Origin of the sequence: Liquorilactobacillus hordei DSM 19519 (assembly GCF_019443985.1) — a bacterium.
GTDB lineage: Bacteria > Bacillota > Bacilli > Lactobacillales > Lactobacillaceae > Liquorilactobacillus > Liquorilactobacillus hordei.
Map to the genome: position 1 here is coordinate 28,808 of NZ_CP049302.1, position 26,572 is coordinate 55,379.

29 protein-coding genes and 8 pseudogenes are annotated in these 26,572 nt (G+C 37.0%); 23 read left to right on the forward strand and 14 right to left on the reverse strand.

Features of this window, described 5'->3' with window-relative positions; genetic code table 11:
* The first annotated feature begins 143 nt into the window (after positions 1-143).
* Together G6O70_RS01085 and G6O70_RS01090 are read left to right on the forward strand one after the other, a co-directional pair.
* Positions 144-1,094 (forward strand): magnesium transporter CorA family protein, encoded by a 951-nt coding sequence (locus G6O70_RS01085; protein ID WP_057869892.1) that lies wholly within the window; start codon positions 144-146, stop codon positions 1,092-1,094.
* Between the two features lie 88 nt (positions 1,095-1,182).
* On the forward strand, positions 1,183-1,410 hold the full coding sequence (locus tag G6O70_RS01090; protein WP_083481932.1) for a transposase: 228 nt from the start codon (positions 1,183-1,185) through the stop codon (positions 1,408-1,410).
* Here the strand turns inward: G6O70_RS01090 and G6O70_RS12400 are convergent.
* Positions 1,410-1,652: pseudogene (locus G6O70_RS12400) on the reverse strand (transposase); the annotation flags it as partial. The gene G6O70_RS01090 and the pseudogene G6O70_RS12400 sit on opposite strands and share 1 nt — an antisense overlap.
* 469 nt (positions 1,653-2,121) lie before the next feature.
* On the opposite strand from G6O70_RS12400, the pseudogene G6O70_RS01100 reads away from it, so the two are divergent.
* Positions 2,122-2,325 (forward strand): annotated as a pseudogene (locus tag G6O70_RS01100) (IS30 family transposase); the annotation flags it as partial.
* A 97-nt stretch (positions 2,326-2,422) separates the two neighbouring features.
* On the opposite strand, the gene G6O70_RS01105 reads toward G6O70_RS01100, so the two are convergent.
* Both G6O70_RS01105 and G6O70_RS01110 read right to left on the reverse strand, forming a co-directional pair.
* A complete protein-coding gene (locus G6O70_RS01105) occupies positions 2,423-4,102 on the reverse strand; it encodes a glycoside hydrolase family 13 protein (RefSeq protein ID WP_057869891.1) in 1,680 nt (559 codons plus the stop codon).
* 26 nt (positions 4,103-4,128) lie between these two features.
* Positions 4,129-5,466, reverse strand: coding sequence for an SLC45 family MFS transporter (locus G6O70_RS01110; RefSeq protein ID WP_057869890.1), 1,338 nt, complete (start codon positions 5,464-5,466; stop codon positions 4,129-4,131).
* A gap of 152 nt (positions 5,467-5,618) precedes the next feature.
* On the opposite strand from G6O70_RS01110, the gene G6O70_RS01115 reads away from it, so the two are divergent.
* From G6O70_RS01115 to G6O70_RS01125, 3 genes and pseudogenes are all read left to right on the forward strand, one after another.
* On the forward strand, positions 5,619-6,569 hold the full coding sequence (locus G6O70_RS01115; protein ID WP_057869889.1) for a LacI family DNA-binding transcriptional regulator: 951 nt from the start codon (positions 5,619-5,621) through the stop codon (positions 6,567-6,569).
* Positions 6,570-6,660: 91 nt separating this feature from the next.
* Positions 6,661-7,044 (forward strand): annotated as a pseudogene (locus tag G6O70_RS01120) (AEC family transporter); the annotation flags it as partial.
* A gap of 74 nt (positions 7,045-7,118) precedes the next feature.
* A complete protein-coding gene (locus G6O70_RS01125) occupies positions 7,119-7,358 on the forward strand; it encodes a hypothetical protein (RefSeq protein ID WP_057869887.1) in 240 nt (79 codons plus the stop codon).
* 483 nt (positions 7,359-7,841) lie between these two features.
* Here G6O70_RS01125 and G6O70_RS01130 read toward each other — a convergent pair whose 3' ends face one another.
* Positions 7,842-8,456 (reverse strand): LexA family protein, encoded by a 615-nt coding sequence (locus G6O70_RS01130; RefSeq protein WP_057869885.1) that lies wholly within the window; start codon positions 8,454-8,456, stop codon positions 7,842-7,844.
* A 167-nt stretch (positions 8,457-8,623) separates the two neighbouring features.
* Between G6O70_RS01130 and G6O70_RS01135 the strand changes: the two genes are divergently transcribed.
* From G6O70_RS01135 to G6O70_RS12405, 5 genes and pseudogenes are all read left to right on the forward strand, one after another.
* Positions 8,624-8,836: a hypothetical protein gene (locus tag G6O70_RS01135; protein ID WP_057869884.1), complete on the forward strand. Its 213-nt coding sequence runs from the start codon at positions 8,624-8,626 to the stop codon at positions 8,834-8,836.
* On the forward strand, positions 8,829-9,194 hold the full coding sequence (locus G6O70_RS01140; protein ID WP_057869883.1) for a hypothetical protein: 366 nt from the start codon (positions 8,829-8,831) through the stop codon (positions 9,192-9,194). Before G6O70_RS01135 ends, G6O70_RS01140 begins: the two co-directional genes overlap by 8 nt.
* Positions 9,195-9,284: 90 nt before the next feature.
* Positions 9,285-11,375: a glycoside hydrolase domain-containing protein gene (locus G6O70_RS01145; RefSeq protein ID WP_057869882.1), complete on the forward strand. Its 2,091-nt coding sequence runs from the start codon at positions 9,285-9,287 to the stop codon at positions 11,373-11,375.
* 85 nt (positions 11,376-11,460) lie between these two features.
* Entirely contained in the window at positions 11,461-11,994 is a 534-nt protein-coding gene (locus G6O70_RS01150) for a hypothetical protein (protein ID WP_057869881.1), read from the forward strand.
* A gap of 37 nt (positions 11,995-12,031) precedes the next feature.
* A pseudogene (locus tag G6O70_RS12405) lies at positions 12,032-12,166 on the forward strand (MFS transporter); the annotation flags it as partial.
* A gap of 449 nt (positions 12,167-12,615) precedes the next feature.
* On the opposite strand, the gene G6O70_RS01155 reads toward G6O70_RS12405, so the two are convergent.
* Entirely contained in the window at positions 12,616-13,257 is a 642-nt protein-coding gene (locus tag G6O70_RS01155; protein ID WP_057869880.1) for a recombinase family protein, read from the reverse strand.
* A 160-nt stretch (positions 13,258-13,417) separates the two neighbouring features.
* On the opposite strand from G6O70_RS01155, the gene G6O70_RS01160 reads away from it, so the two are divergent.
* Positions 13,418-13,669 carry an AbrB/MazE/SpoVT family DNA-binding domain-containing protein gene (locus G6O70_RS01160; protein ID WP_057869879.1) on the forward strand — a complete coding sequence of 84 codons (252 nt, stop codon included), beginning with the start codon at positions 13,418-13,420 and terminating at the stop codon, positions 13,667-13,669.
* Positions 13,669-13,974 (forward strand): type II toxin-antitoxin system RelE/ParE family toxin, encoded by a 306-nt coding sequence (locus G6O70_RS01165; RefSeq protein ID WP_057869878.1) that lies wholly within the window; start codon positions 13,669-13,671, stop codon positions 13,972-13,974. Before G6O70_RS01160 ends, G6O70_RS01165 begins: the two co-directional genes overlap by 1 nt.
* Positions 13,975-14,132: 158 nt before the next feature.
* Here G6O70_RS01165 and G6O70_RS01170 read toward each other — a convergent pair.
* Positions 14,133-14,318 (reverse strand): annotated as a pseudogene (locus tag G6O70_RS01170) (SGNH/GDSL hydrolase family protein); the annotation flags it as partial.
* A 105-nt stretch (positions 14,319-14,423) separates the two neighbouring features.
* Between G6O70_RS01170 and G6O70_RS01175 the strand changes: the two are divergent.
* The 3 genes and pseudogenes from G6O70_RS01175 to G6O70_RS01185 all read left to right on the forward strand — a co-directional run.
* A pseudogene (locus G6O70_RS01175) lies at positions 14,424-16,121 on the forward strand (heavy metal translocating P-type ATPase); the annotation flags it as partial.
* A 175-nt stretch (positions 16,122-16,296) separates the two neighbouring features.
* Positions 16,297-16,617 carry a thioredoxin family protein gene (locus tag G6O70_RS01180; protein ID WP_003643543.1) on the forward strand — a complete coding sequence of 107 codons (321 nt, stop codon included), beginning with the start codon at positions 16,297-16,299 and terminating at the stop codon, positions 16,615-16,617.
* 23 nt (positions 16,618-16,640) lie between these two features.
* Positions 16,641-16,910, forward strand: a complete 270-nt coding sequence (locus G6O70_RS01185) for a metal-sensitive transcriptional regulator (RefSeq protein ID WP_003643024.1) — start codon at positions 16,641-16,643, stop codon at positions 16,908-16,910.
* 382 nt (positions 16,911-17,292) lie between these two features.
* Here the strand turns inward: G6O70_RS01185 and G6O70_RS01190 are convergent, their stop codons facing one another.
* The 4 genes from G6O70_RS01190 to G6O70_RS01205 all read right to left on the reverse strand — a co-directional run bounded on the left by G6O70_RS01190 (position 17,293) and on the right by G6O70_RS01205 (position 19,010).
* Positions 17,293-17,763, reverse strand: coding sequence for an NUDIX hydrolase (locus tag G6O70_RS01190; RefSeq protein ID WP_057869876.1), 471 nt, complete (start codon positions 17,761-17,763; stop codon positions 17,293-17,295).
* A gap of 142 nt (positions 17,764-17,905) precedes the next feature.
* The gene (locus tag G6O70_RS01195) at positions 17,906-18,094 is read right to left on the reverse strand and encodes a hypothetical protein (protein WP_057869875.1); all 189 of its coding nucleotides are present in this window, start codon (positions 18,092-18,094) and stop codon (positions 17,906-17,908) included.
* A gap of 127 nt (positions 18,095-18,221) precedes the next feature.
* The gene (locus G6O70_RS01200; protein WP_057869874.1) at positions 18,222-18,776 is read right to left on the reverse strand and encodes a Dps family protein; all 555 of its coding nucleotides are present in this window, start codon (positions 18,774-18,776) and stop codon (positions 18,222-18,224) included.
* A 12-nt stretch (positions 18,777-18,788) separates the two neighbouring features.
* Positions 18,789-19,010 (reverse strand): heavy-metal-associated domain-containing protein, encoded by a 222-nt coding sequence (locus G6O70_RS01205; protein ID WP_024272221.1) that lies wholly within the window; start codon positions 19,008-19,010, stop codon positions 18,789-18,791.
* Positions 19,011-19,210: 200 nt separating this feature from the next.
* Between G6O70_RS01205 and G6O70_RS01210 the strand changes: the two genes are divergently transcribed.
* Positions 19,211-19,876 (forward strand): Crp/Fnr family transcriptional regulator, encoded by a 666-nt coding sequence (locus G6O70_RS01210; protein ID WP_057869873.1) that lies wholly within the window; start codon positions 19,211-19,213, stop codon positions 19,874-19,876.
* A 495-nt stretch (positions 19,877-20,371) separates the two neighbouring features.
* On the opposite strand, the gene mobQ is transcribed toward G6O70_RS01210, so the two are convergent.
* Complete coding sequence (mobQ, locus tag G6O70_RS01215) at positions 20,372-22,432, reverse strand: MobQ family relaxase (protein ID WP_057869872.1); 2,061 nt, start codon at positions 22,430-22,432, stop codon at positions 20,372-20,374.
* Positions 22,433-22,700: 268 nt separating this feature from the next.
* Here mobQ and G6O70_RS01220 point away from each other — a divergent pair, with 268 nt between their 5' ends.
* Both G6O70_RS01220 and G6O70_RS01225 read left to right on the forward strand, forming a co-directional pair.
* Positions 22,701-22,904 (forward strand): hypothetical protein, encoded by a 204-nt coding sequence (locus G6O70_RS01220; protein ID WP_057869871.1) that lies wholly within the window; start codon positions 22,701-22,703, stop codon positions 22,902-22,904.
* Between the two features lie 16 nt (positions 22,905-22,920).
* Positions 22,921-23,199, forward strand: a complete 279-nt coding sequence (locus tag G6O70_RS01225) for a hypothetical protein (protein WP_057869870.1) — start codon at positions 22,921-22,923, stop codon at positions 23,197-23,199.
* Here the strand turns inward: G6O70_RS01225 and G6O70_RS01230 are convergent.
* Both G6O70_RS01230 and G6O70_RS01235 read right to left on the reverse strand, forming a co-directional pair.
* Positions 23,189-23,368: a hypothetical protein gene (locus tag G6O70_RS01230; protein WP_057869869.1), complete on the reverse strand. Its 180-nt coding sequence runs from the start codon at positions 23,366-23,368 to the stop codon at positions 23,189-23,191. The genes G6O70_RS01225 and G6O70_RS01230 overlap by 11 nt on opposite strands.
* A gap of 20 nt (positions 23,369-23,388) precedes the next feature.
* Positions 23,389-24,120: a Fic family protein gene (locus G6O70_RS01235; RefSeq protein WP_233419163.1), complete on the reverse strand. Its 732-nt coding sequence runs from the start codon at positions 24,118-24,120 to the stop codon at positions 23,389-23,391.
* Positions 24,121-24,444: 324 nt separating this feature from the next.
* Between G6O70_RS01235 and G6O70_RS01240 the strand changes: the two genes are divergently transcribed.
* The 4 genes and pseudogenes from G6O70_RS01240 to G6O70_RS01255 all read left to right on the forward strand — a co-directional run bounded on the left by G6O70_RS01240 (position 24,445) and on the right by G6O70_RS01255 (position 26,272).
* On the forward strand, positions 24,445-24,708 hold the full coding sequence (locus G6O70_RS01240; protein ID WP_001748062.1) for a type II toxin-antitoxin system PrlF family antitoxin: 264 nt from the start codon (positions 24,445-24,447) through the stop codon (positions 24,706-24,708).
* Positions 24,708-25,055: a type II toxin-antitoxin system PemK/MazF family toxin gene (locus G6O70_RS01245; RefSeq protein ID WP_057869868.1), complete on the forward strand. Its 348-nt coding sequence runs from the start codon at positions 24,708-24,710 to the stop codon at positions 25,053-25,055. The genes G6O70_RS01240 and G6O70_RS01245 overlap by 1 nt, the downstream gene beginning before the upstream one ends.
* Positions 25,056-25,399: 344 nt before the next feature.
* Positions 25,400-25,675 (forward strand): annotated as a pseudogene (locus tag G6O70_RS12090) (transposase); the annotation flags it as partial.
* Between the two features lie 84 nt (positions 25,676-25,759).
* The gene (locus tag G6O70_RS01255) at positions 25,760-26,272 is read left to right on the forward strand and encodes a hypothetical protein (RefSeq protein ID WP_258236127.1); all 513 of its coding nucleotides are present in this window, start codon (positions 25,760-25,762) and stop codon (positions 26,270-26,272) included.
* Here G6O70_RS01255 and G6O70_RS01260 read toward each other — a convergent pair.
* Positions 26,236-26,572: pseudogene (locus G6O70_RS01260) on the reverse strand (EamA family transporter); the annotation flags it as partial. The gene G6O70_RS01255 and the pseudogene G6O70_RS01260 sit on opposite strands and share 37 nt — an antisense overlap.

Consider the following 26,572-nt stretch of genomic DNA (forward strand, 5'->3'; position numbering starts at 1 on the left):
CAAGATTGTCTAGATAATGTGTGAGATAAAATTTTTGGCAGGTTATAATACATAAGATAAAATGTTTTTAAAACTGATAACGTATTTATTTCACAACAATTACGCATTTATTTTTGAGAAAAATATAAAGCAGGAGGATTACAATGCTGAAAACTTATTCTTTAACAAAAGATACATTATTAGTTTCGTCAGAATCAAATATCAAAAATTCTTCTGTTGTTTATGTTTATGGTGACGAACGAGAATATATCGAATCTTTTGAACATAAATATGACTTTAAAATAGGCAATATACTAACGTTTGATGATCAAGTTGCATATGACACGATGATAGATCGGAACGATGAAAAAAGTTTGCTCGTAAGTTTTCTGTTTCCCGAGATACATGAAGGTGGGCATCTAGATAATCTGACGACATCTGTTGTTTTCTTGGTATTTAAAAATAAGTTGATAATTTTTACAAACCAAAAATTAAATTCCATTTCCGAACTCTTATCCAATATGGTTTTACGTGATGTCAATAATTTCACGGAGGAAGCACTTTTAAAGATCATGCAAAAAGATTTCTATGTGATGCTTAACGATCTTCGTGGAATCAAGAAAAAAATTGATGATTTAGACTCAAAAATATCAACGTCCGGTCCACTCAGACCAACGTTTGGTGATTTATTGACTCTTCAAAAATACATGATAGCTTTGTCATCAACTTATAAAGCTAACCATAAAGCGCTTGATTTCATTAAAAAAAATTTCACAACTATTAACGATATTGATTTTAGTACAAAAAAAATAATTGATGATTTATACGATACAAGTGATACAATGGATAGAATCATTTTAGGTTACAGCCAATATTTGGACAATTTGGAAAATATGATAAACAATATGACTTCGTATCAGCTAAACATGATTATGAAAACTCTAACAGAGATATCAATCGTTTTGACTATTCCAGCGATTATTTTTGGTTTTTGGGGAATCAATGTTGATGTCCCGTTTGAAAAATCTTCTTATGGTGTTTTTGCTGTGCTGATTATCTCTGTTATACTAAGCCTAATTTGCTGGTTTTGGATGCGACGCAAAAAATATTTGTAAAGTATTCGTGATACCCTAATATGATTTAAAGCAGAATTGCTTTGTTGACTTTTTAAAAGGCTGATTCCTTTCAATAATTTAATAGCTTTTGTCAGGAATTGCAATCTACCAATTACCCAAAACAACAATCTCCAATGGATATTTCAATTACAACTATGAGGAAAAATCTAAATATGTTTCAAACAGCTGTAAATCATCACTTTCCAATGGACCTATCGAAGGAATCAATCGTAAAATCAAAGCACTTAAACGGATCTGTTACGGATTCAAAAATACGGACCTTTTTTATGCCAGAATTCTCTTAATTGTAAAATAAAAACTAGTGATCATCGCCACTAGTTTTCTTATATTTAATGGCATCAAGGCAATTTCAGCTGCCTTACGAACTTTTTTGATTCCTCTAACCGAGAATCGTGTGAAACGCAAACAAGCTTTCAGTTGTCCAAATACTGACTCGACATCGATTTCTCATCACGCGTAAATCATTGCAGTAGTTGGTTCTGAAAGCAGTTTTCGTTCTTTTGCTTTGAAGTATTCCCAATCTTCATTAATATTAATCTTGCGTACTCGACCACAGTCCTTTTGAAAAGAGTTAAATTATTTCATGCAATGCTTGCTTATCATTAGAAACTAAGTCAGATAACTTAAAGTATTGTTCAATGATTTGTATTTTTGAATCCATATACTTACCTAATATTAATCTCAATAAAGTTACCCTTACGCAAATACTAAAATCCTTTAGTGATCCTATTCGTTTAGAGATCGTCACTAAGTTGTTTAAAGAAAGCATTGATAATTGGCACCATTGATTTTGAAAATAGCCTTTTGAGCGCTTGGTCATGCAGTGAATTGCCTGTATAATTAGACTAGGCAAGAAGTTTTCTACGTAAAGTCAAGTATATTAGGACTCCAAAGTTTTAATTTATGACATATTTGGCATTATTGCTTTAATTGAGGCGTTTTATTCCTAAATTAGGAGCATCACAAAAGGCTTCAAAGAAATTACTTCTTTGAAGTTAACTTAGGCTATACTCCAGCTGAACGTGGTAGTAATGAACGCTTTAATCGGAATTTACGTTATTTTTATCCTAAAGGGACTCGTTTTGAGCACATTAGTGCTCAAGATTTAACGACGACGTTACTCCAAATTAACCAGCGACCGCTTAAAATACTCGACTGGCAAACACCGTATCAGGTTATGCTGACAAATTTGTCCAAAAATTCGGATTAAATTTGCAATCTACCTTTTAAAAATAAGAAGGAATCTAAAAAAGCGGTAACTACAAAGTTAAAAGGTTTGACTTTGTAGTTACCGCTTGAAAACAATTTTAATCCGTTTCAAAAACAACCGCTTGATAAGGATGCAAAATTAAATTAGCAGCATCTTGAACTAAGTTGGTTTGACTGTTAAGTAGAAGTGAGCCGGTAGGAAGGGAGACTTTTTGACTTTCGGCAGACAAATTAACGAAAACACTAATTATTTGTTCTCCCAGTTGGCGTTGATAGGCGATGACGTCATCAGGAACCGGGAGTTCAATTAATTTGCCATCGATTAAGGTTGACCGATAGTGCGGATTATGCCGTAATTTTCCCATTGCTCGATAGAAGTTCAGTACAGATGTAGGATCTAAATTTTCATCTGTTACGTTAATTTTTTGGCGATCATTTCCCATGCTTAACCAAGGCTGAGTCCTTGAGAAACCACCAAAGCTGGTATTATCCCATTGCATTGGTGTCCGAGCATTATCACGAGAACGATCATTTAAAAGCTCTAGTGCTTGTTGTGGCTGGAAGCCAGCTTTGAGAGCCATTTGATAATTGTTAATTGATGAAACATCGTTAAATTCAGAAATTTTAGTTCGCTGAAAGTTCTTCATGCCAATTTCTTGACCTTGGTAGATGAATGGAACTCCTGGTAAGAAATAGTACATGGCCGCTAAAGCTTTGGCAGCTTGAGGAGTTTGTTCAGCTTTGTTGCGAATTAGTTTTGATAGAACGCGAGGTTGGTCATGGTTTTCTAAGACATTGGCCGTCCAGCCACCAGCTTGCTTAATTGATTTTTGGGCCGAAAAGATGGTGTCTTTCAACTCTTTAATCGACCAGTCAGCCTTACCACGATACCATTCGTCAACATTGGCAATATCAATATTAAGGTAACTGAAATCAAAAATCATCGAGAAATAGCCATCAGGACCAATGAATTGTGGTAAATCACCTGCCGGAACACCATAGGCTTCACCTACTGTAACGGCATTATATTTATCAAAAGTAGCTGCCTTTAATTCATCAAGGAACTTATTTAAACCAGGTCGGTTTTGCCCCTTTTTAGTTACAGCAACTAGACCATCATCACCGTCTGGTGGTAGACTAGCCCAATCAAGATCCTTTTTCAGGTGAGTAATCGCATCAATTCGGTAACCAGCAATTCCTTTATCGAGCCACCAATTTATCATTTGATAAATTGCTTGTCGTAATTTAGGATTTTCCCAATTTAGTTCCGGTTGTTGCGGAGCAAATGTATGAAAATAATAAGTTCCGGGCTCATTGGGGACCTCTGTCCAAGTAGAACCGCCAAAAATACTGCGCCAATTATTCGGAACTTTTCCATCGGTAGTTTTTTTGAAGATATAATATTTACGATAAGGACTGCTTGGATCGGCCAATGCTTGTTTGAACCAAGTATGTTGATCTGAGGTATGGTTGACAACTAAATCCATAATCAATTTGATTCCTCTTTTTTTGGCTTCGACCAACAGTTGGTCAAAGTCAGCCATAGTACCAAATTGCGGATCAATTGCTTGATAATCGGAAATATCGTATCCCATGTCGACCATCGGTGATTGGTAAACAGGAGAAAGCCAAATCATGGTAACTCCCAGTGATTTTAGATAATCTAAATGCTGAATGACTCCTTGTAGATCACCAATTCCGTCATTGTTTGTATCCTGAAATGAACGTGGATAAACTTGATAGACAATCTCACCTTTCCACCAACGAGTATTTGTCATCTAAATCAGCTCCCTTTTTCTCTATCTTATATTTTTTCTTTAATTAATGAAACTGAAAGACTACCAATTAACATTAAAATTCCTGAGATTAAAATCATTGCAGGAAATTTACTTCCAACTGCTGGAAAAATTGCAAACGAAGCGACTGAAGCAACAATTTGTGGTAAGCAAATTGAACCATTGAATAGACCAAGGTAAGTTCCCATATGTGAATAACCGTCAAGTGCGTTGGTAACCATAATGAAGGGATAAGCCATCATGCCAGCCCATGAGATACCAATCAGGATAAATGAGAATAACAAGCCAAATTGTGAATGAATGAAGAAAAATGAAATAAAGCCGATTGCACCTAAAAATAATGATAGGGTGTAGCCAAGTTTATTTTTACCAGCCGGAATTTTTGATAAAACCAGTGACCAGATAACAGCAGCAACTGCATAAACGGCTGATAAGATTCCAAACCAATTAGCACCAGCTTGATAACCAGAACTGGTTGGATCAGCAGCATGATAGACTGTTGCCGCAACGCTGCCAGCACCATAAGTCCAAAGATACTGGAAAGCCATCCAGCAGAAAAATTGAGTTAAAGTAACACTCCAAAAAGTTTTCGGTGCTTCTTTTAATAATTGCAGCATACTTTTATTTTTTTCGTTAGCGTTGTCTTCATTTAAAGCTACGCCATGATATTTCTTGTAAGTATCATCATCATATTCATGAACTGAAAAAACTGAAATTAAAGAAAAAATAACCAGAATTACTGCTCCTACATAAAATGAAATTCGAACAGAATCAGGAACTTGACCTGCAGCTGCTGTATTAGCCACACCGATAGCTGTCAAAAGGTAAGGAAAAATTGTTGCTAAAACAGAACCAGTATTGGACAAAAAGCTTTGAATTGAATAAGCATATGATTTTTGCTTTTCGTTGACCATATCACCAACAACCATCTTAAATGGCTGCATAGCAACATTTGAACTCAAATCCATAAATAAAATAGCAATTGCGCCAAACCATAAGGCAGTTGAAGTTTTGAAGCCGAAACTGCCTGAATTTGGTAATAAAAACATTACAATAACTGAGACTAAAGCGCCAACTAGCAAGTAAGGCATTCGCCGTCCAAAGCGTTTACTCCATGTTCGATCAGATAAATAGCCAACGATTGGTTGGACAACCATTCCTGCTAATGGGGGTAAAATAAAGAAGAAGCCAAGCTTGGTTGGGTCTGCTCCAAGAGTTTGAAAAATTCTTCCCATTTGAGAACTTTGTAAAGAAAACGCCATTTGAACTCCGAGAAAACCAAAACTTAACATCCAAATGGTGGATAATGGTAAATTAGGTAAAGTAGTTTTATTTTTGTTTTCCATTGTAGATACTCCTAAAATAAATAGTTGAAATCGATTTCACAAATAAATTGTAGCACGCTAATTTTATTTCGAAAACGCTTAAAACTCTGTTAGCGCTAACAAGATTTTTCGGCTAACAGAGTATAGTAAAAATAATTTTGGAGGTGAGGTTCATGATAACATTAGCTGATGTTGCCAAAGAATCACATGTTTCAACGATGACGGTCTCAAGAGTGTTGCATCATCCCGATCAGGTTTCAGATGAAGTTAGACAAGCTGTTCAGCAGGCTATTAGTAAGTTAGGTTATAAGCCTAGTCGAGTTGGACAAGCCTTATCACAGCAGCGTCAATTTGCTATTCAATTTCTAATTTTAGAAGATATTCAACAAGTCGATCCATACTATGCCAAACTATTGTTATATATTGCAGATTATTTGCGTGAACAAGGTTATACATTGGAGATTAGTCATGATTTGACTGATTATTCTAGTCAAGTTGATGGAACCTTTGTCAGTGGTGCAAGACAACAAGACTTGCCATTATTAACCAAGTCATCTGATCCGATCGTATCTTATGGTCAGCTTGATCAAACGATTAAATATGTTGATATTGATAACTTCCAAGGCACCTATCAAATGACACACTATTTAGCAAAGTGTGGGTATCAAAACTTGCTTTATTTTGGACTTGATTTGAACGAGGCTTTTGCGATTTCGCGTGAGGAAGGGTATTTGCGAGCCATGACGGAATTAAATAAAATTCCAACTATTTTTCGGATCGATAATACTGAACAGGCAGCAGCCAACCTAATCGAGCAATTAATTATAACTGATAATAGTGCGATTGTTGCGGCCACTGATCAGATTGCAATTGGAGCTTTACAACAACTTTTACACTTGGGTATTAAAATTCCCGCTGACGTTGGAGTAACTGGCTTCGATGGCGTCTTTATTAATCAGATTTCATTACAACACTTAACCACGGTACAGCAACCGCTTAAAAAAATTGCCCAATCAATGGTTGAACTGCTGTTAGGAATGATTGAAAAACGCCCTGGAAAGTCAACTTTAATTCCCCCACAATTATCAATTGCACAAACAACTCGAGCATTAGAAGAGAAATGAATCTAATGCGGTATTGACAAGTTGTTTTCAAAATCCCACTATTATAACTGTTAACTAGTTAACTAATTTTTTGGAGGTGGGGGACGGTCACATGAATACAGGGGTGTTGTTTAATCAAATTTTTTTGATGTTTTGTTTAATGTTATTAGGCTTATTGGCCAACAAGATAAAATTTATTCATGAACAAACTGCTAATGATTTAACTAATATTTTATTATATTTAGTTTCACCTTGTTTAATTATCAAATCTTTTGAAATTCACTATTCAGCTCAGCGTTTAGATCAGTTATTATTGATTGCCAGTTCAATGCTGATTATCTATTCATTGCAGATTTTGTGCTCAAAGTTGATCTTTCATGCAGTTACGGATCCACGGTTGCAGCGAATTACAAAATTTGGCAGCATCTATTCAAATGCTGGTTTCATTGGAATTCCGCTAGTCAGTTCGTTGTTTGGTGATCGGGGTGTTTTTTATGTTTCTTAAGAAAAAGGAAAATATATGAGGTTTAGTGTCATGAATCCTTTTTTGGTCTTTTGGGAGATTGGATATTGAATGCCAAAAAAAGAAATCAACTATTAACCGTTTTAAAAACTTTGGGAGCATTAAATGTTTTAAAAAAGGATAATTCGTATGATATTTATATTGTGGAGAAAGCTTTTCTAAAAGTTATGTTGATTATAAATTTTCTCGGTAGTATTGGCGCTTATTTCGAATGCTGTCCTGTTACTAACGAAAAAGGTAATATTACTGTTTTTCATATTATCATCCATGATTATTCATCAATGTAATTAGCATAATCACACGTTAAATAAAAAAGTGAAGTGAACCCCTGCAATTGGACAATGATCTCAGGGGTTTTAATATGTCTAAATTTACTTATGAATTTCAAATGAAAATGATCATTACTTACTTTGCTAGTAAAAAATCTAACATCTTTGGCAAGTAAATATGGTGTTAGCAATCATTCTATAGTTTGGAATTGGTTTCACATACAGCAAAGGCACATCAATTTTTAAGATTTTTAGGTAAGTATAATTTGAATTAAGTCCTGCTTGAATTTGAATTTTAAAGCAGAATTGCTGTTACGGAAAGTTAATTCATGATGATTAATTGATTCAATGTTTGAATCTACTATCTCAGCGAAGCATTGATCAGAAATGATGTCATGGTAAACATAAGCTTTAATAAAGTAGGTTCGATTCTCAGAATAAAATGTTTGAGTTGAATCGGTTAAGTGCAGTTTTATATTTTTCATGCGATCATCCTTTAATTTAGAGCTGGGAGACATAACGGAGTGCCTTACCTAAAATCTGAATTGGATTTTCTTTACTAGAAACAATGGGCTGATATTCAGGATTATCGGGTAATAATAAAATCAGATCTTTTGAGTGTTTAATCCTTTTTAAAGTTGCTTCATTCTCGTTAGTTAGTAATACTGCTGCAATTTCACCATCTTCAACATCTGGTTGCTGCCGAATTAAAACTTTGGCTCCATCTGGAATAGTCGGAGTCATTGACCGGCCTTTAGCTTTTAAATAAAAAAGTTGCCCGGCCGGTAAATCATCTTTAGGTTCTTCAATATAACCATCAATATTTTCCTCTGCAGTAATCGGATCACCGCAAGCAATGACGCCTAAGACCGGAATTTTAACTGTTCCGGTGACCGGTTGCAGATTCTGTGGAACACCTAATAGTTCTTCTGGAGTTACTTTTAAGGCCTTTGCAAATTGATTTAAACGATTTAGTGGGAATTCTCGGGCCTTACTGAAATATTTAGAAATAGCTGATTTTGCCATTCCTGTTCGCCGAGCAAGTTCACTAATTGAGACACCTTGTTCCTGGGCTAATTTAATAATCAACTCAATTACTTCAGTATTGGTACGCATCTGATCACCACCTAAGCAATAATTTGATTTCATTATAGCATTGTTTTTTTTAGAGAACAATACTATAAATTTTTTGTAAGCATTTGACAATAGAGAACAGTGGCTGTACGCTAACATTGTTCTCAATAAAGAACAATACAGCAAAAAATCTTTAGGTGGTGAACTACATGAACAAAAAAACTGGTTGTTACGCGTTGTATCGTGGTGATGAGTTTGTTGATGTTGGTAATCTGAATGAATTGGCAAATAAGTATCATACATCAGTTAAAACGCTTCGTTTTAAAGCAACACCCACTTATGCAGCTAGAACTAGTTATTCGGATACAATCAGAGTTTATAAACTGATTGAAACTACTCCAGGAGGTGAAAAATGTGTTTAAAAAAGTTTTGTTAGAGTTACGGACTTTGTGGGAAACAAATCGTCACCAAATAAACTTTTGGGTGTCTTTACTGGCTTTTGTTGGTATTATTTTGTTGTTAATTGCTAAGTGGGTCTGGCGGGTTTCAATCTCGGTAGCAGACATTTCCGTAATGATTAGTGCGATTGGTTCATTGATTATTTTAATCGGGAATTTGTTGAATAATCAGATTCTGATTGCGACTGGTGATAAGTTACAGGATCCACAGTTTAAACAAGCCTTAAATGAAGCTAATCAAACGATTGAATTGTTGACTAAAGAGATCAACGATTTAAAGCAGCAGCAAACCACAGTTACACAACAGACCGCAGATAAGTAATTTTTTTTACAAATAACACGAACACATGTTTGATTAGATGCAATTTCGGGTTTAAGCTAATGACAACTTAAAAGAAAGGAAGTTTTTTAGATGGATCAAATGGTATTGGCAACACAGCAATGGTTAAACAAAACTTATGGAGGAGTTAGTGGTTTTCAAAAAGCTCCAGAGAATGGTCAAACTGGTTGGGCAACAATTTATAGTTTACGAGAAGGTTTACAACATGAGCTTAAATTAACGACATTGGGTGAGGGCTTTGGTGATAAAACTAAGGAGGCTTTAGCAAAAGTAATCGATAACATTAAAAAAGATTCTCCAAGCAATATTATAAAATTAATTAAGGGGGCTTTTTGGTGCAAAGGGATTAGTCCGAATAGTTTTACGGAAAGTTATGATGAAGATCTAGCAGCAGCAATTAAAACGCTACAGAGTGATGCAGGAATTACTGCCGATGGAATTTTGACAGTTAATTTAATGGCAGCTTTATTTGATATGAGTGCTTTTGTTTTAGTAGCTGATGGTGATTCTAGAATTCGTGAAATGCAGCAAGCATTGAATAAGAAATATAACGCTGATCTAGGAATTCTACCGTGTGATGGTATTTATCAACGTGAGACTAATACAGCATTAATTTATGCATTACAAAGAGTCGAAGGAATGGATGCGGCAACAGCTAATGGAAACTATGGTCCCGGAACAATTACCAGAACTCCAACTGTTTCCCAAGGGACAACAGGTGAAATTGTCCAAATCATTCAATATGGCCTGTATGTTAACGGCTTTTATGATGGTGCTTTTGATGGTAGTTTTAGTTCAAAGGTCAGTGATGCTATTATCGCTTTTCGAAAATTTATGCACTTGAATCCATATACTGGGACAGCAGATTTGACAGTTATTAAGGGACTGCTGACAAGTAATGGAAATACTGATCGGGATTCAACTGCTTTTGATACCGCAACACAACTAACGGCAGCCACAGTAGCTAAATTTAAAAATTCAGGTTTTGAAATTGTAGGTCGTTACCTTACTGGAACAGTTGGGACAGGTAGCAATGAACGTCCTAAGAATCTAACGGCTGGTGAAATTGCATTAATTACTGCAGGCGGTTTGAGTATTTTCCCAATCTATGAAGATGGTGGATATGAAGAAAAGTATTTCACTAAGAGTCAAGGAACGGTAGATGGTGGTATCGCCACAGCGGTAGCACGTAAGTTAGGTTTTCCTGAAGGAACAACAATTTATTTCGCGGTTGATGTTGACATTCAAGATGGGGACATTGATGGAACGGTTATCCCATATTTGAAAAATGTTTTAGCAGCAGTTGATGGATCTGGTTACACAGTGGGTATTTATGGAACTCGTAATGTTTGTTTACACGCTGAAAAAATTGGAATTAAATATAGCTTTGTTGCAAATATGTCGTATGGTTGGAGTGGAAACTTAGGCTTTAAAATGCCATCTAATTGGAGTTTTGATCAGTTTACGGAATACACAGCAGGCTCAACTGGGATTGATATTGATCAAGATGCTGCTTCTGGAAAAGATCAGGGGGTCAATAAATTTGACAAAGTTACCGATATATCTGCGAAAGAAGCCTTGAAATCATTATGGCCAAATTGTAAATATGATTTAGAAGAAGACTTTACACTATTTAATAGTAATTGGATGAAAATTACCGGTAAGATCACTGATTCGTTCCAGAAGACAGATGGCAGTACTGTTATTACTATAAAAAATGGCAAAGTTGATGGGGCAAGCATGAACGGCTTTCTAAATTCTTTAGGTGTCTCAACTAATACGATCAATGATCTTATTATTGAAAAAATTGATAATCTCAGTTTTACCAGTGAAATTGAAAATGGTCAATTTACTATTAAAGCAACAACCAATACTGATGGTTCTTATACTTTTGAAGTTGCTTGGACAGCTTTTGAAACTAAAGAAGGGATTCTTGATGAAGCACTGACTATTGCTTTGGAAATCAAGATTAATTTGCCTGATTTTCCGAGTTGGGAAACATTTGCTATCAGCTTTAAAAATATTGTTAAAGTTGTTTCTGTCGCGGCATTTGCTGGTGGATTGGGGATTATTATTATTGGAGCTATACCAGAAAGTATTTCCACCGCAGTTGTTGCGGCTGTTACCGCAATATTTGTCTCTTTAGTTAAGGATATTGCATAAAAAAACCATTAATAATTTTACTGACAACTTTTGACTGTAGGAGTAATATTATCCTATAGTCTTTTTTTAAGGGGTGTTATAAATTTTGGTAGTAATTAAACTTATTTTGGAATGTTTAACAATTGCTTTAATAGTAATAGGTACATTCCGATTTAAATCAGCTGGAGATTTATCCAAACAAATGCGAGAATTTCGTCAAAGAAAGAATATTGAATTAACACAAGAAAATTTGAATCAGCAAAAAGCTTATATAAAGTTACACTCGAATAATATCTACTGGCTTGGATTGAATATTACAGTTTTTGCACTGATAATCTTGTTGATGGTATTAGGGTATGCGCTACATGATGTTTTAGTTGAAAAAGACAGTGGAGATGCAATATTTCTTTTGGAAGGAGTAATGTCATTAATTGCGACCGCCTTTGTATTCCTAAATCAGAAAATATTTTCAGATGGACAATTGATTAGAAAAAATTATATTGCTAGACATCCTGAAAATGACTTAAAGTTGTTTGTTTATCCAAATGAACTCGCTATACAGTATCAAAAGAAAAATAAAAAGGGCGCATTCTTATTTTTTGTTGCTGGTGTGATAGCAATTGTTGCGAACATAATTTAGTTAGAAAAATTGGTAATGTAATTTCGAGCTAGTTTTCTTATTGATGTATGGTATCGGTATCTTTCAACCAGCCAATATTGCCTCCATTATGCAAATCGGTGATCAGAATGAGCAGGGAAGTCTCGGTTCATTACAAAGAATGGTACAAAACATTGCCATTGCCACTGGCACAAGGTGATTTAGGTAGTGGCATCAGGATTAATTGGGACATAACCTTGATATTAGTGCTCATTATTATTTTCTTAAGTGTGTTTTTCGATAAAGAATCAGTGCTTAGGTTCTTTAAATAAGAGTAATTTACCTATTTAAAGACAAATAAGATAATATACTATAATTTAGGAATTTGAATTTATTCTGGAATATCTTTGACTGTCCTTTTATTTTCCAGAATTGCTGATTCTGTGTATTCCAAATTTTCTTTGACAGTCTATGTTTAATGCCATATTCTTAATAACGTCGACACAACTCATGATGATTTGATAAAGTCTAATTTCATTCTGTAAACGCGGATTTTCTTTAATATGTTGGCGTTTGCAGCCATGACATTCACTTTGTGTCTTCACTAAAGCATAGTCATATCAGATTTTAATAAATAACAAATTATATGTATAAATTGATCACTCACCGTTCTTGCTGATTTTTTTCTTCTGCATGATATTTTTCAATTCGATATAAAGTTACAGGTGCAATACCCAACATTCTGGCAATCTGTCTCTTCGTGAGATCAGCATTGCCAGCTTTTTTTTGATCCAATAACTTACAAGCTTCTTTGTAAATATAACGTTTTTGTCTGTTAGGAGAATCTGGACCATATTCACGGACTTTACCTTTATATTTACCCTGTTTTTTAGCAATTTCAATACCTTGGCGTTGACGTTCACGAATTGTTTCGCGTTCTTCCTGGGCGATATATTTATAAAGCTCCACGATAATATTAGTAATCAGATTGCGCAGATTAGGGTCCTCAATGCCGGCAAAGCTTGGTAAATTTAGGACATTTAACGTAGCGCCTTGATGGCGTATTGCTTCTATAATACCGGTCAAATCTTTAGAATTACGACCTAAACGATCCAGGCTAACGACAATCACTTCATCATCATCACGCAAATAGTTCAGCATTTTTTGCAGCTGGGGGCGATCAGAGTCTTTACCAGAAATTTTTTCCTGGAAGATTTTGGTCACTCCGGCACTTTTTAGTTGTTCAAGTTGGCGTGCTAGATTTTGATCTCGGGTACTAACACGAGCATAACCAATTTTAGTCATTTTTCAGTATACCTCCGGGTCACTTATATGTAACTAATAATAATGCACTTCCTAGATAGTTACAATAGGGTACACTCCAAACGCACACTTATTAGTTTTTAACCATTTTACAGTCATGTTATAACATGTTATAATTTAAAGAAAAAAGAGGTGCATAAATATGCCTGAACTAACAATACGTAGAATTGGAAATTCCACTGGTAGCATTTTCCCTAAATATCTTGGCCTAAACGAAGGAGATAAAATAGAGTACAAACAAGAGGGTCAAAAATTGATTTTAGATCTTGAATCTATAAATATCAAACGCGATCGAGAAATGATTGAAAAAAGCTTTGAGGATTTTGAAAAAGGAAAATGGATTAATGAAGAAGCTATGAAACAAAAGTTTGGAAAATATGGTTGGGGCAAATAATGTATGAACTAAGATATTCAGAATCATTTCAAAAATCATTAGAAGCTACAATATCATATTGGCAACAAAAACTTGAACTATCAGATGATAAAATCAGCGAGTTTGTTTCTAGTATTTATAAAAGTACAGAAGCGTTGAAACGGTATCCATACCTAGCCGAAAATGTAGCAACAAAATATGGTTTTAATCAACCAACATACCGTGTAGTCATAGGTAAAAGTTACGCCTTCTTTTATAGAGTTAACCAGAAAAAAGTTGAGATAGGTTCACTATATAACACTAAACAGATGAAAGTTAGCTTTTAAGTTGAATTTTGAAAGAAAAATGCCATAACTGTTAGGTTATGACGTTTCTCTCTACTATTTATTCTCTCTTGTGACGTTTCGATAGATTTAGTCCTAAATTTGAACAATTATACTGGACACCTATCGTTCTTAGTATAACTCGAAACTAAAACGGCTATTAGGGCATACGCCAACGGCAAGAATGTCAACCGCACATAACTAGCATCAGTGACTTGAAAATCGATTTCAGCACCCAAATTAGTGCTATACATCACGTCTCGATCCGCAATTTGCTTGACCGCCCAACGCCCCTGAAAGTATGCCGGCATCAAGGGTTGATTGGCCTGCGTTATTTGATAATCCACGTTTTTCCCTCCTATACCTCTTGTTTACTCAAACTCGATCATCCTATTTATTCTTCCGTTAACTTGTCATGAAACATGGTTAAAACGTGTTATTTAGTTGGCTTACTGTTAGTTAGTATCGCAGTGATTGGGGCATTCATTATTGGTGAATTCAACGAATCCGCAATCGTTACTTTCCTCTTCTTGTTTGGCTCCTATCTCGAAAACAAGACCTTGCAGAAGACGCGGACCGCAATCAAAGGCTTGACTGACATGTCACCAACTACCGCAACTTTAGTTACTGATGATGGCACCGAAGAGGTCGACGTTGATGATGTGGACGAAGGTGACGTTGTCCTAGTTAAAACCGGGAGTCAGGTTCCCGTTGACGGGATTGTTGTTGAAGGTAACGGCTACCTTAACGAAGCCTCAATTACGGGTGAAGCACGCCAAATCAACAAGCAACTCAAGGACTCGGTTTACTCCGGAACAATGGTTGAAAATGGCTATCTGAAGATCAAAGCGACTCAGGTTGGCGACGACACGACTTTTGCAAAAATTATTGAATTGGTTGAAGAAGCTCAAGATACCAAGTCCAAAGCTGAAAAGTTCATCGACCGCTTTGCTCAATATTATACGCCTGCTGTCCTCGTTTTAGCAGTCCTAGTCTTCGCCTTCTCCCGTGACTTCCGCTTAGCAATCACTGTACTAGTTCTCGGTTGCCCAGGTGCCTTAGTTATCGGCGCCCCAGTGTCAAACGTTGCCGGAATTGGGAATGGCGCCAAGCGCGGTATCCTGATCAAGGGTGGTGAAGTCGTCGATACTTTTGCCAAAGTCGATACCCTGGTCTTCGATAAGACCGGTACTTTAACGGAAGGTAACACTGCCGTTACAACCATGCACACTTACACAAACAATGCGGATAATCAACTAGCTATCGCCGCCGCTATTGAGGGGGTTTCCGACCATCCGTTAGGCCAAGCAATCGCCAGTTATGCCGACCAGCAGTCAGCGGGGGGCGCTCCCGTCCTAGATGACACTGAAACCGTTAAGGGCCAAGGAATCTGCGCACAAGTCGGTAAGCAAGAAGTTGTCATTGGTAATCAAAAGATGTTGACAGCTCATAATATCAAACTAAATCCTACCCAACTCAAAGATCTCAATGATTTACAAGCTGTTGGTCAATCAACCGTTATCATGGCAGTCGACGGACAAGTTCAACTCATCTTCGGTATTGCCGATACGATTCGTCCAGGCGTGAAGGATTCCCTCGCCGCATTAAAAGTCCAAGGAATCAAAAAGCTCATTATGCTAACTGGAGACAATGAACTCACCGCTCAAGCCGTTGCTAACGAATTGAACCTAGATGAAGTTCACGCCAACCTCTTGCCAGAAGAAAAAGTCGAATACGTTAAGAAACTAAAAGCAGCCGGTAACACGGTCGCCTTTATTGGAGATGGCATCAACGACAGTCCTTCAATCGCTAACGCCGATATCGGAATCGCAATGGGTAGTGGGACTGATGTTGCCATCGACACATCCGATGTCGTCTTGATGCAATCAAGCTTCCCCGCATTAGTACACGCCCACGGTCTCGCCAAGAAAACTGTCTCGAACACTCGTGAAAACATCTTCATCGCCATTGCCACCGTGGCCTTCCTACTGATTGGGCTAATCTTCGGTTATATCTACATGGCCAGTGGGATGTTTGTCCATGAAGCTAGTATCTTAGCCGTTATCTTCAACGCTATGCGGTTAATCAATTTCCAAACCAGGTTCGACAAGCACCAACCAACTAAAACCATTCAAGCAGCCACAGCTTAATCAAGTCTCCCCAACTTGGTTACAGGCCTAGCCACCAATAGCGGCCCACCAACTAGTCTTCCCAGCTAGTCGGGGGGCCGTTTTAGGACTGGTCACATCTGGACAAATAACTTTCTTATAAATACCCAGGGGGTATATTGTTTAATGAATAATAATTACTAAGGAGTCATTCAAAATGATTAAAGAAATACATGACCAAGATTTTGCCAAAGAAACAGATACTGGTATCGCCGTTATTGATTTTCGCGCAGACTGGTGCCCACCATGTCGCATGATGGACCCAATTCTTAAGTCCCTTTCTGAAGACCCAGCTTACAAGGATCAGGTCAACTTCGTTTCATTGAACATTGACCATGACCAAGCTACGGCCAGTCAATTCCAAGTTCAAGGAATTCCAACCTTCCTGATTAAGAAAGATGGCCAAGTCGTCAGTCACATGGTCGGAGCACGTCCTAAGCCTGATTTTGAAGCCGAACTCAAAAAAGCACTTGCCTAATTACGAAAGGGGCATCATGAATCATGGCAACTACTGAAGAATATGTCACTAGCAAGCAGATCAAGACCCGGCTGAAACGCTCGGCTGGTCAACTGGACGGCGTTTTACGTATGATGGACGAAAATCGTCCTTGCGAAGATGTCTTGGTTCAACTTTCAGCAGTGAAATCAAGTATCGACAAGGCCATGAAACTCGTCATCGCCCGTAATATTAATAATTGTGTAGATGCGATGACCACGGCTGATGTTCAGAATCTTGAACACTCCTTGGATCTACTGCTAAAAACCAAATAACGCAAAAAAGACGGTGTCGTCAATCTCGCGGTAAAGCGAACCCCCTGATCTGGAGTAAATCCAAACTCAGGGGGTTTATTTTATTCCGAAGAAAACAATTTTTTGCTCCAGATTTATCAATTATTCGTCTCGTGAATTCTCACAAATCTACAAATGTGTTCACACTATATTTGCAGGCCTGTCCTATAAAATGAATGATTCTGATCTCTTATAAACATTTTCTTAGCCGGAGTATTCTGTGCAGAAAATCAAAAATATCTACGCTTTCCAAGCCACCATTAAACCCGGCGAAAGAAGCCATAACTGCTCAGAGTAACTATCAAAGTCACAGATTAAACTTTTCTGGGAAACAATATCATGAAAAAAATTCATTTAAATCTTCCTAATCATAATACGGAAATTTTTTGTCAAAATATCGCTGAATGCTTCGATAATGTTGTTTATTAAAGATTTCTGGTAAATCCCCTTGAGCAAAATATTGCAACTTGCTTGTCTCAGGGCTAGTCACATTCTCATGCCCACCAATTAACCGCACAACAAATTCGATAACAACGGCCTGTGCAACATCACCATTTGGATATTCTTGGATGTGATTAGTAGTGACTCCAAGTAAAGAATTGACTTCAACAGAGAGACCAGTTTCCTCTAGGTATTCTCTTTTACATGCTTCTGGGGCTGTCTCGCCAAATTCAATTGCACCACCACCACCTGGGAGACCCCATGCATCAAAATCTGTTCGTCTTTGTAAGAGAATCTCATGTTTATCATTTTCTAATATACCACCCGAAAATGCTAAAATAATCGGTTGGTGTCCAACACTTTTTCTCAAAGACCTTATATAATCAGTTCCCATTGAAGTTGCCTACTTTCTATTTGCAATCATCTTTTTGTGAATTCTGTTAGGTGTACTGGAATCTTGTGGAGTTTTGGTTATACCGTCTTTTTAGTACCAGTTGACGCAGTTAAACATCGTATCTGTCAGGCAACTTATCGAGTCAATCTTTCCAATCGCCCTTTTTCCAGTCATCATGGTTCCAATCATCGTCGCCATCACTGTGGGACTGCTCAGCATCCTTGGGCGCTCGTTTTGCTCGTTTCAACAGCACCGCCGTTGAAACCACCGTTACGAACCCAGTCGCAATAATAAAGACAAATGTCCACATCACAATATCGCTAATCGCCATCTCGGGGCTCTCCCATTAATTTAATTGTCGTTAGTATAGCGCAGGCCCGTTGTAATAGCAAAAACGCCCTGGATAGTTTGCCCACACAGTCGCTATCCAGAGCGTTTAATTTTTCAGCGACAACGACCTAATCGTTGTCATCCTCATCTTCTTCCTCCAAACCAGTTCGAGCATCGTTACCAAGATAAGCTTGTAATTCCCGAATATTGCAATTGTTACTGCCACGATAAGCAACTAACCAAGCCGCCAGTGCCGGCCGGGTTTCTTTTTCAGCAAGCTTGATAGCCCGGTCAACGAATAGGTTTTCCGTATCAAAATCCTTGATTGTTGCAGCCACGAGTTCATCAGCAGATTGATACTTGAAAGCCCCATTTTCTTCCAACATGGAATACTTGGTTAATTCAGCCGTTGTGGAAGATGGCTTCTGGTTTTCATCTAGGAGTAATTCGCCTAATTCAGCAAACTGACGGACATTCTGATCTAACAAACGTTGATATGCTGTCCGCAATGCCAATGATTGTGGTCCTTTAACGTACCACTTCACTTGGGTCAACTTAACATAAGCAACCATTAAGTTAGATAAAATGTGATTCGTCATTGCGCCCGCTGTTGGGACATGGTGATCAATGTCACTCTGTTTTAATTCCGCTGCGTATTGTTCGTCGATCGTCAGTTCACTCATCGTTTATTCCTCCTACTTAACCTTGACGTTTTCAACTTCGTAACCAAGTCCGGTAACAACTTGTGCCAAATCATCGGCATTCGTCACTTCAGGATCAAAGTTAGCCTTGACCTTGCTGGCATTGAATAGCACCTTAACATTCTCAACGCCGTCATGGTTAGCAACGGCCTTTTCGATCTTGGTCATGCATGATGGGCAAGTCAACGTTCCTAATTGCATAATAATTTTCATAATCAATTACCTCCGTGTCGTTCATTTGATGGTTCTATCATAACCGGATTTGATTGATCAGAACTTGACGGCCGTCAAGAAATTCAAAAAAGTTTTACGCTACAATATAGTTATTAAAACAGTAGGAAATTTAAAACGTCAAACCCTATCTACCAAGCAAAATCTGTTATAGTTAGGGTGAATTTATTCAGGAGGTGGGCCTTATGGCAGAACATGAATGTGTGCAGTTAGTCCCAATTTTTAGCGAACTCGGTAGTGAACAATTAGACACCATCGAATCGATCGTTCGTCACCACCACTATCCAGCCGGCAGCACTTTATTTGGTGCTGACGATCCACTGGATTCACTGATGATTGTTGCCAATGGGCAGGTTAAAGTCTATCAGCTAGCTGCCAATGGTCGCGAGCAGTTACTATACCTATTACAAACTGGTGATATCGATGGCGAAGCTGCCTTATTTAAAAATCAACGGCGAACCTCATTCGGTGAAGCCTTAGTAACGACGGATGTTTGCAGTATTCGCCGTTCAGACTTTCAAGACTTGATGCAAAAATATCCCAGTATCAGCATCAACGTCTTAAACGTCTTTGGCAAACGTCTCAGTCAACTGGAACGTCAAACAACCAGCACGGCCACTGAATCCGTCGAAGCCCGTTTAGCGAACTATATCACTGAAACAGCGGCAGCGCTCAAAACCGACACGTTTAAACTACCATTAAAGAAAAAGGACCTGGCGACGTTCCTCGGCACCACCCCTGAAAGCATCAGCCGTAAGCTCGCCTTATTCGAGCGTCAAGGCCTAATTACGCAAAAGCCTGGCAAGGTCATCGAAATTAACGATGCCGACCAGCTATTATTAACTGAATAATGACTACTAATTAAATTATCCTTAATCCCCCGGATGACTAGCGAAATCACTGTTAGTCATCCGGGGGCTTTTACGTCAACCATCACGCTGCCTCATAAGGTGATTTACAGGCACTAACAGCTCCTGCATGCCGATAATTCAGAAGTAATCTTGACCTTTACATTAACATTCACAACCCATCAGCTACTAATTCAGGACTATTAAGATGGTAGATTTATGCTGCCAATATTTTTCTTGTTATTGTGCAGTGTATCTGCATTAAATAAGTTAAGAGAGTTCGATAACTCTAGTGTTAGTGTAAAATTTTACTCGGTAGGACGTTCGGCCTTAACAAATTAAAAGAAGACCGTTAATCTTCTAATTGAGTCACTACAAACAATTAGGAAAGAAGAACGGTCTCCATGTCACAAATTGTAGCAGTTATTTTGAATAGTTTAAAGGGCGAATTGTCAAACTAAGTACAACGGTTTGTCAATTCGCCGTTTTACATTTAAATTACAAGTGCATACCCCCATCTTCATGCCGGTTTCGAGTTTGGTGTTGCCGTTGCTTTTTCGTCATTTCCCACTCAGTCTCTTTTAAGCCGCGTGCCTGTTTTTGTCGTTCGTAATCTTCATCACGAGCATATAGAACAGTCATGATCGCGTCACTAAAGGCCGTCTTTAAGTAATAGTCTGGACTAACTGGCTTGTAATTTAGCGGTTGATAATGCCCCATATTTGCTTTTCTGTACTGGTCGTCCTTGGCTTGTTGCTCTTTTAACTGCTTTTGGATTTTCTCGATTTGACTGTTCTTAATCGTCGGATCAGCTTTGCATTCGCCAAAAAAGAGTTGTTTAGTACCATCATGCTTTAAAACCCGTTGTAGGTGATGATTCTCTAACTGATCTAAGCTCAGCTGTCCCGATAAATAAGCTAGTCCTTGTTGATGTTCTTGGGGACTGAACACCTGTGGTGGATTTGCTTGCCACTGTTCAATTGTTTCAGCCTGACATGGCTTTAAAACAGGATCATAGTACATCACGGCTGTATAGGCTTGTTCCTGTTTAATCAATGGCAATCCATCTAAATCGCCTTTGGGAAAGGCCCTTTTCAATACTTCATGGTATTGCGTTTTAATGACTTGTTTAACGGCCATGATTGCCCGTAGGTCTTTGACTGCTCGAGTAATCTTTTGCTGCTCGGTTGGTGAATACTTTTCTAGTAGAGCTTGATCAACGTGTTCTAGACTTTCTAAGCTATCATCATGAATCATCAGCGTATATTTCAGTTCGATTTTGACTTCCTTTTCTTGTTGCATTAATAACTTCCAGCCAACGTATGGCCGTTTGGTAAAGGTCAATAATTGTCGGGTCAATAAATCATCACGAATATTCATTAAACGTTCGTTTAATTCACTGCCTTTGAAAATCGTTTGTTCACTATTAGTTTCTTTAATCAATTCCCGTCGTTCAGCCGCGGTTGTCTGTTCAAAATCAAGCTCTGGATAAAGTTTTTTAGTCGTGCGATCAACTACTTTATTTAAGAGCTCATCTGCTTTTTTTAGTGAACTTTCTTGTTGGTTAATTGTCAATAATTGCTTAGTGACATCTTCACCAACAGCGTGCTTAATTAAGGTACTGTTTTTCCAATTAAATAGCATGCGCCGCTTATCATCTAAACTTTCCAAACTAATATAAGTTTTCAGTTCGTGGCTTAACTCTTTGACCACTTTTTTCTCGTTAAACGAGAAGTGTTTACTTAGGCTATCTAAGTGACCTCGATTAGCTACTTTTTCCTGCATATTTTTATAGCTAGCTTTGGACTTACGATAGTTCTTAACTTGTTGATTAAATGCCTTTCTTTCATGCCGTTTGCTATTGATTCCCTCGTGTTGCATTGGTGTGTCAGCTATTCCCTGTTCCACAAATGATTTTTCACTGATCCGATCAGGAATGTTTTTTTGCTCTAAAGCCTGATTTACACTTGCCGCCCAATTGTGCCGCCATTCAGTTATTTTTTCTTTTTTATCCCAATCAACCAACCAAATTTTTCGGTTTCTCACATTCCCTGCAGGGGTCTTAGTTTTATTACCATGACTATCTAAAATGTATTCTGTTTTTGTTTTCTGTCCCCAAGTACCATCGGGGTTAAATGGGCGATTGGTTAACATCACGTGTGCGTGTGGATTATCTGGGTGATCACGATGAATCGCTACATCGGCTACCATGCCTTGATCAACAAAGTTTTCTTGCACGTATTTAGTTAATAATGTTTTTTGTTCATCTACACTTAACTCAATTGGTAAAGCCACGTTAAACTCTTTTGCATACCGTGAGTTTGATTTACGGTCTTTCTTTTCAACTTCATTCCACAACTGCTCTCGATCACTCGCCCATTCAGGTGAATTTTTTGGCGTCAAAATAAAGCTTTCTGGCATGATCGATCGGGCATAAAAATAGTGGCGACCTTCCTTATCATCAAATAGCTTTTCACCACTTCGATAAGCAGCACTGGCAATGGCACTTCGTCCTTTACCGGCACTAATATTACTAAAACTCATATGAAAGATTGCCATATCAGTCACCTTCTCACTTTGGTTCTATGGGTTTAACTTTGTTGTCGCCATCGGCGACTTCTAATACAGGTTTTAATGGGTTTAGCACAACGTCATTTTTGATGACGTGTAAGTGCGCATTGACCTCGTTTAACTCGAACAATGATTCCTTAATATCTATTATTATTTTACTATTTTTTTAGTGGGTATTCAACTAACCAGTTGTCATTAATTATTTTTAGTGATAATATTTAAGTGACTTTACTAAGCGATTTAGGAGGAAACTGTTATGTCATTAACCAAATTTCAAAAACAACAACAACAATTTGAAGAACTTAACCGAAAAATAAAGGCTGAAAAAGTTAAGATTGAACAGAACTTAGGTAAGCAAATTATTAAGCAAGCTAATTTAGACTATGCTAATTTATCTAATGCTGAAATAAAAGCCCTCGCTCAAAAAGTTTCTAACTTTCTAAAAAATAATCAAGCCTAAATTGGTGGTGTTTCAAATGACTAATCAATATGAAAAGTTGGTCAACCAGCAAGCACGTTTAAAGAAAAAAATAGAACAAGAGAATTTCAAACTTCGCCAATCAGAATATTATGAAAATGCTAAAAAAAGAAAAGAACGAACTAGATTATTAATTCAAAAAGGAGCACTCTTAGATAAATACTTTGAAATCGACAATCTTAATACTGATGAAACAGAACAATTTTTGAAAATTTTTTCTGACTATGTGAAAAACAAAAAGCCTGATAAGTTCAAAAAAGACAATCCTACAAACTAGGGCTGTATTTTTTGTTCTCTTTGTTTTTTTGTAAGCCTATTTCTGGATTCTTTTTAGCAAACTCTTTAAGTTGATTTTGAGTTCTATTACTGATTTCTTTTCTAATTAAATCTATTTCTTTTTGTTGCTTAGTATTTGCCTGATTCAGCTTAGTATACTCTTCATTCAATTGGGTATCATTTAATTTCTTTATTCGTTGTTCTTTAGAAACGGCTTCGTGGTCTTTTGAAGTAAATTGAACTCTTTCTTTTGAAATGCTTTTATCCTCTCGGACGTTTGATAAAAATTTAGCATACGTTCTCGTTCATTAGTTAATTTGTTTTTTGCATATTCAACTAGTCCTGGTACATCTTTGTTAACTTCATATTGGATATATTCATCACGATTTTTTCTTTCAATAACCAATATCGGTTCTTTTTTTAGAACCAAGCCATAATCAATCAACATCCTTCCTGTTCTACCATTACCGTCACTAAATGGGTGTATTCTTTCAAATTCAATATGTTTTTCCATTAAAGTAGTCAAAGTATCATCAAGGCTTTTATCAGTTTGAAATGCTTGATTAAGTTGATCACACCAGGCTTGTATTTTGTTAGATACCTCAAAGGGTTCTGCCGTTTTAAACTCCGCACCCTGAATATAGTTCGGCAGACTCTTATACTGTCCGCCGTCTGGTAGTATGTGATCGGTTAATAATCTGTGAAAATTACGCACTATTAACGGCAAAAAGGGTCTTTTGTCTGTTGCTTCTTTAAAAAGATAGTCAAAAGCTTGTCGGTGATTTTCTACCTCAAAAACCTCTTTTAAAGAATGCCCTTTTTCACTTGGAAGTTGGCCATACGCTAAAATTAATCTAGTATCATTTAAGGTTAGTGTATTTCCCTCAATTCCTGTCGAATGATACGCAAAACGAATTAGCACATCTTTTAAGTATTCTTCACTTTATGGACTATACATAATCTTCTACTCCCTTTTATTCTTGCCTTAAAGACCATTCAGCAAATTTTAGATTCGTCACATCCTTTTAATAGAATCAAATAAGAACGTCGCTACGCTATATTTTTTAGATTGTATAGTTACGCTGGCCAGCTTTGAAATTATTGAGTAACGAATCTTGAACCTCTTTGAGAACATTTGAATCTTTGATTGGTAAGACAACTTGTTGCATAGTCTTTTCTCCTTTTCTTGAAATATTAAAGCAGTTATGTTATTATTTTTGTAAGGAAAAAGTAAGGAGATGATATTGTGAGTGCAGGCAATGTAACTAAGGTTAGCTCGAAGATCACAAGTAAAAATCAGATTACAATTCCTAAAACAGTACGTGAACTGTTAAAAGTTCGTTCTACTGACACAATTGAATGGCAGATTGAACCAAATGGTAAAGTAATGATTGTTCGTAGTAAACCGGATCTATGGCAACTTGTTGATGAACAAGAAAAAAAGTTTGGAAATCTCAGTACAACAGAAGTTGATTGGGGTAAAGACGTAGAAAGTGAAGACTTTGATTAATGAAATTAAAACAAGGCGCTATTTTGTGGATTAATTTAGATCCGGCTAAAGGCACTGAAACTAAGAAAAAGCGACCGTGTTTAATTGTGAGCAACGATCACTATAATCGCTATTTTAATACGATCCTTGTTGTACCAATAAGTACATCTGATAAATATCGTACCCTGGAAAAGTATGTTAAATCACCGTTATTTATCGGGGTAGACAAGGAAGAAATTCACGGCACAGCATTATTGCAACATGTTCGTGCCATCGATCCAACAAAACGATCAGATGGCGAAGTTGTGGCCACTTTATCTCAGCAAGAAATTAGTTCAATTAGTACAAAGATCCAACAATTTTTCTGAAAAATAGACGTTATTTGTTAATGAAAGAAAAATAATAACACCCTATATATACATTATAGATATAGGGGTGCTATTTTAACAATGTTTTTAAGGGGTTATTTATTACTTATAGACCCTCTTAAACTGCTTATTGGAAATTTATCTATCGCTCAACGCCCAAGTTACGTTAAATCCAAGATTTTCTAGGTTACGTTTAACGGTTTGCAAATAATGGAATAGTGTCCTTTTTATTATTTGCTTTCATAATTAAGAAAATAATTTCCCTTCCCTTCTCAGTTGAACTAGTCGGTGCTAAATCCTTCTCTGTTAGTAAATTATTTATGGAATCAATAAAATCTGGTTCAATTTACGGTCGACGTAAAATAGACGTTGAATCAGTTTTTGGTGGATTGAAGGCTTGTTTAGGTTTTAGAAGATTTTCAGTTAGGGGGCTTGAAAAGGTAAAAAGGGAGGCTGGAATTGCCTTGATGGCAATGAATATTAGAAAATTGGTGGCGAAGAACACCAATTATAATTATTTTATAACACAAAAGAAGAGATTAGTGAAAATCAAAGAACGATTTTCACTAATCTCTTTTGTTTTGAAGGACTTATGGCACGGCCCTCTTCATAACGTGTAACCCTAAATAAAAATGCTCCTATGATGATATTTTACCAAACTAGCAAAACTAGTCCGGAATCTCATCATAAGAGCATGTATACTTGTGTATAGTAAGTTTGCTGAACTGCAACAAATACAGGAGGAACAAATGTTTTTAGCAATGAGAGAGATTAAAAAAGAAAAACTACGGTACGGCTTGATTCTAACAGTCGTCGTCTTAATCAGTTATTTGATTTTCATTTTAAGTGCCCTGGCGCTCGGGCTGGCAACAGCTAACACCGCTGCGGTGGACAGCTGGCAGTCTAAGTCCTTTGTAATGACCAAAGACGCTAATGGCAATGCCGGACAGTCATTACTGACAACGAAACAGGTGGATCAGTTAAGCGACGACAAAACCGCAACACTTGGCATTACACCAGTTAATATGAAAATTGGCGGAAAACGTGAATCCGCACAATTCGTTGGGATGAATAACGACGAGTACATCGCTAAAAACCTACAATTAACCAAGGGGCACTTGCCAAAGGCAGCTAACGAAGTCGTCCTCGCTGACTCAGTTGATAAGGATATTAAGGGACTAAAGTCACTCAATAATTTTTTTGGAATTAAAGTATAGGACGCTTGACTAAGTCCAGCCAATAACCCCCAAAAAACAGCCATAGGTGCTAAAGATAATGTATTTAAATGTCCTTTGGTTACCAACAAAATTGTACCGATCATTGCAATAATAATTGAAATACAGTCTATTCTACGGGGAAACTTTAATTGTCTTAATGCAATAAAAATTATAATGAACAGTGGACCAGTGAATTGTAAAATAGTAGCAGTTGCAGCATTCCCATACTTAATTGCCATAAAATATGTGAACTGTGATGGAAGCATTCCCAAAAATGAAAAGGCTAACAGTAACATAACA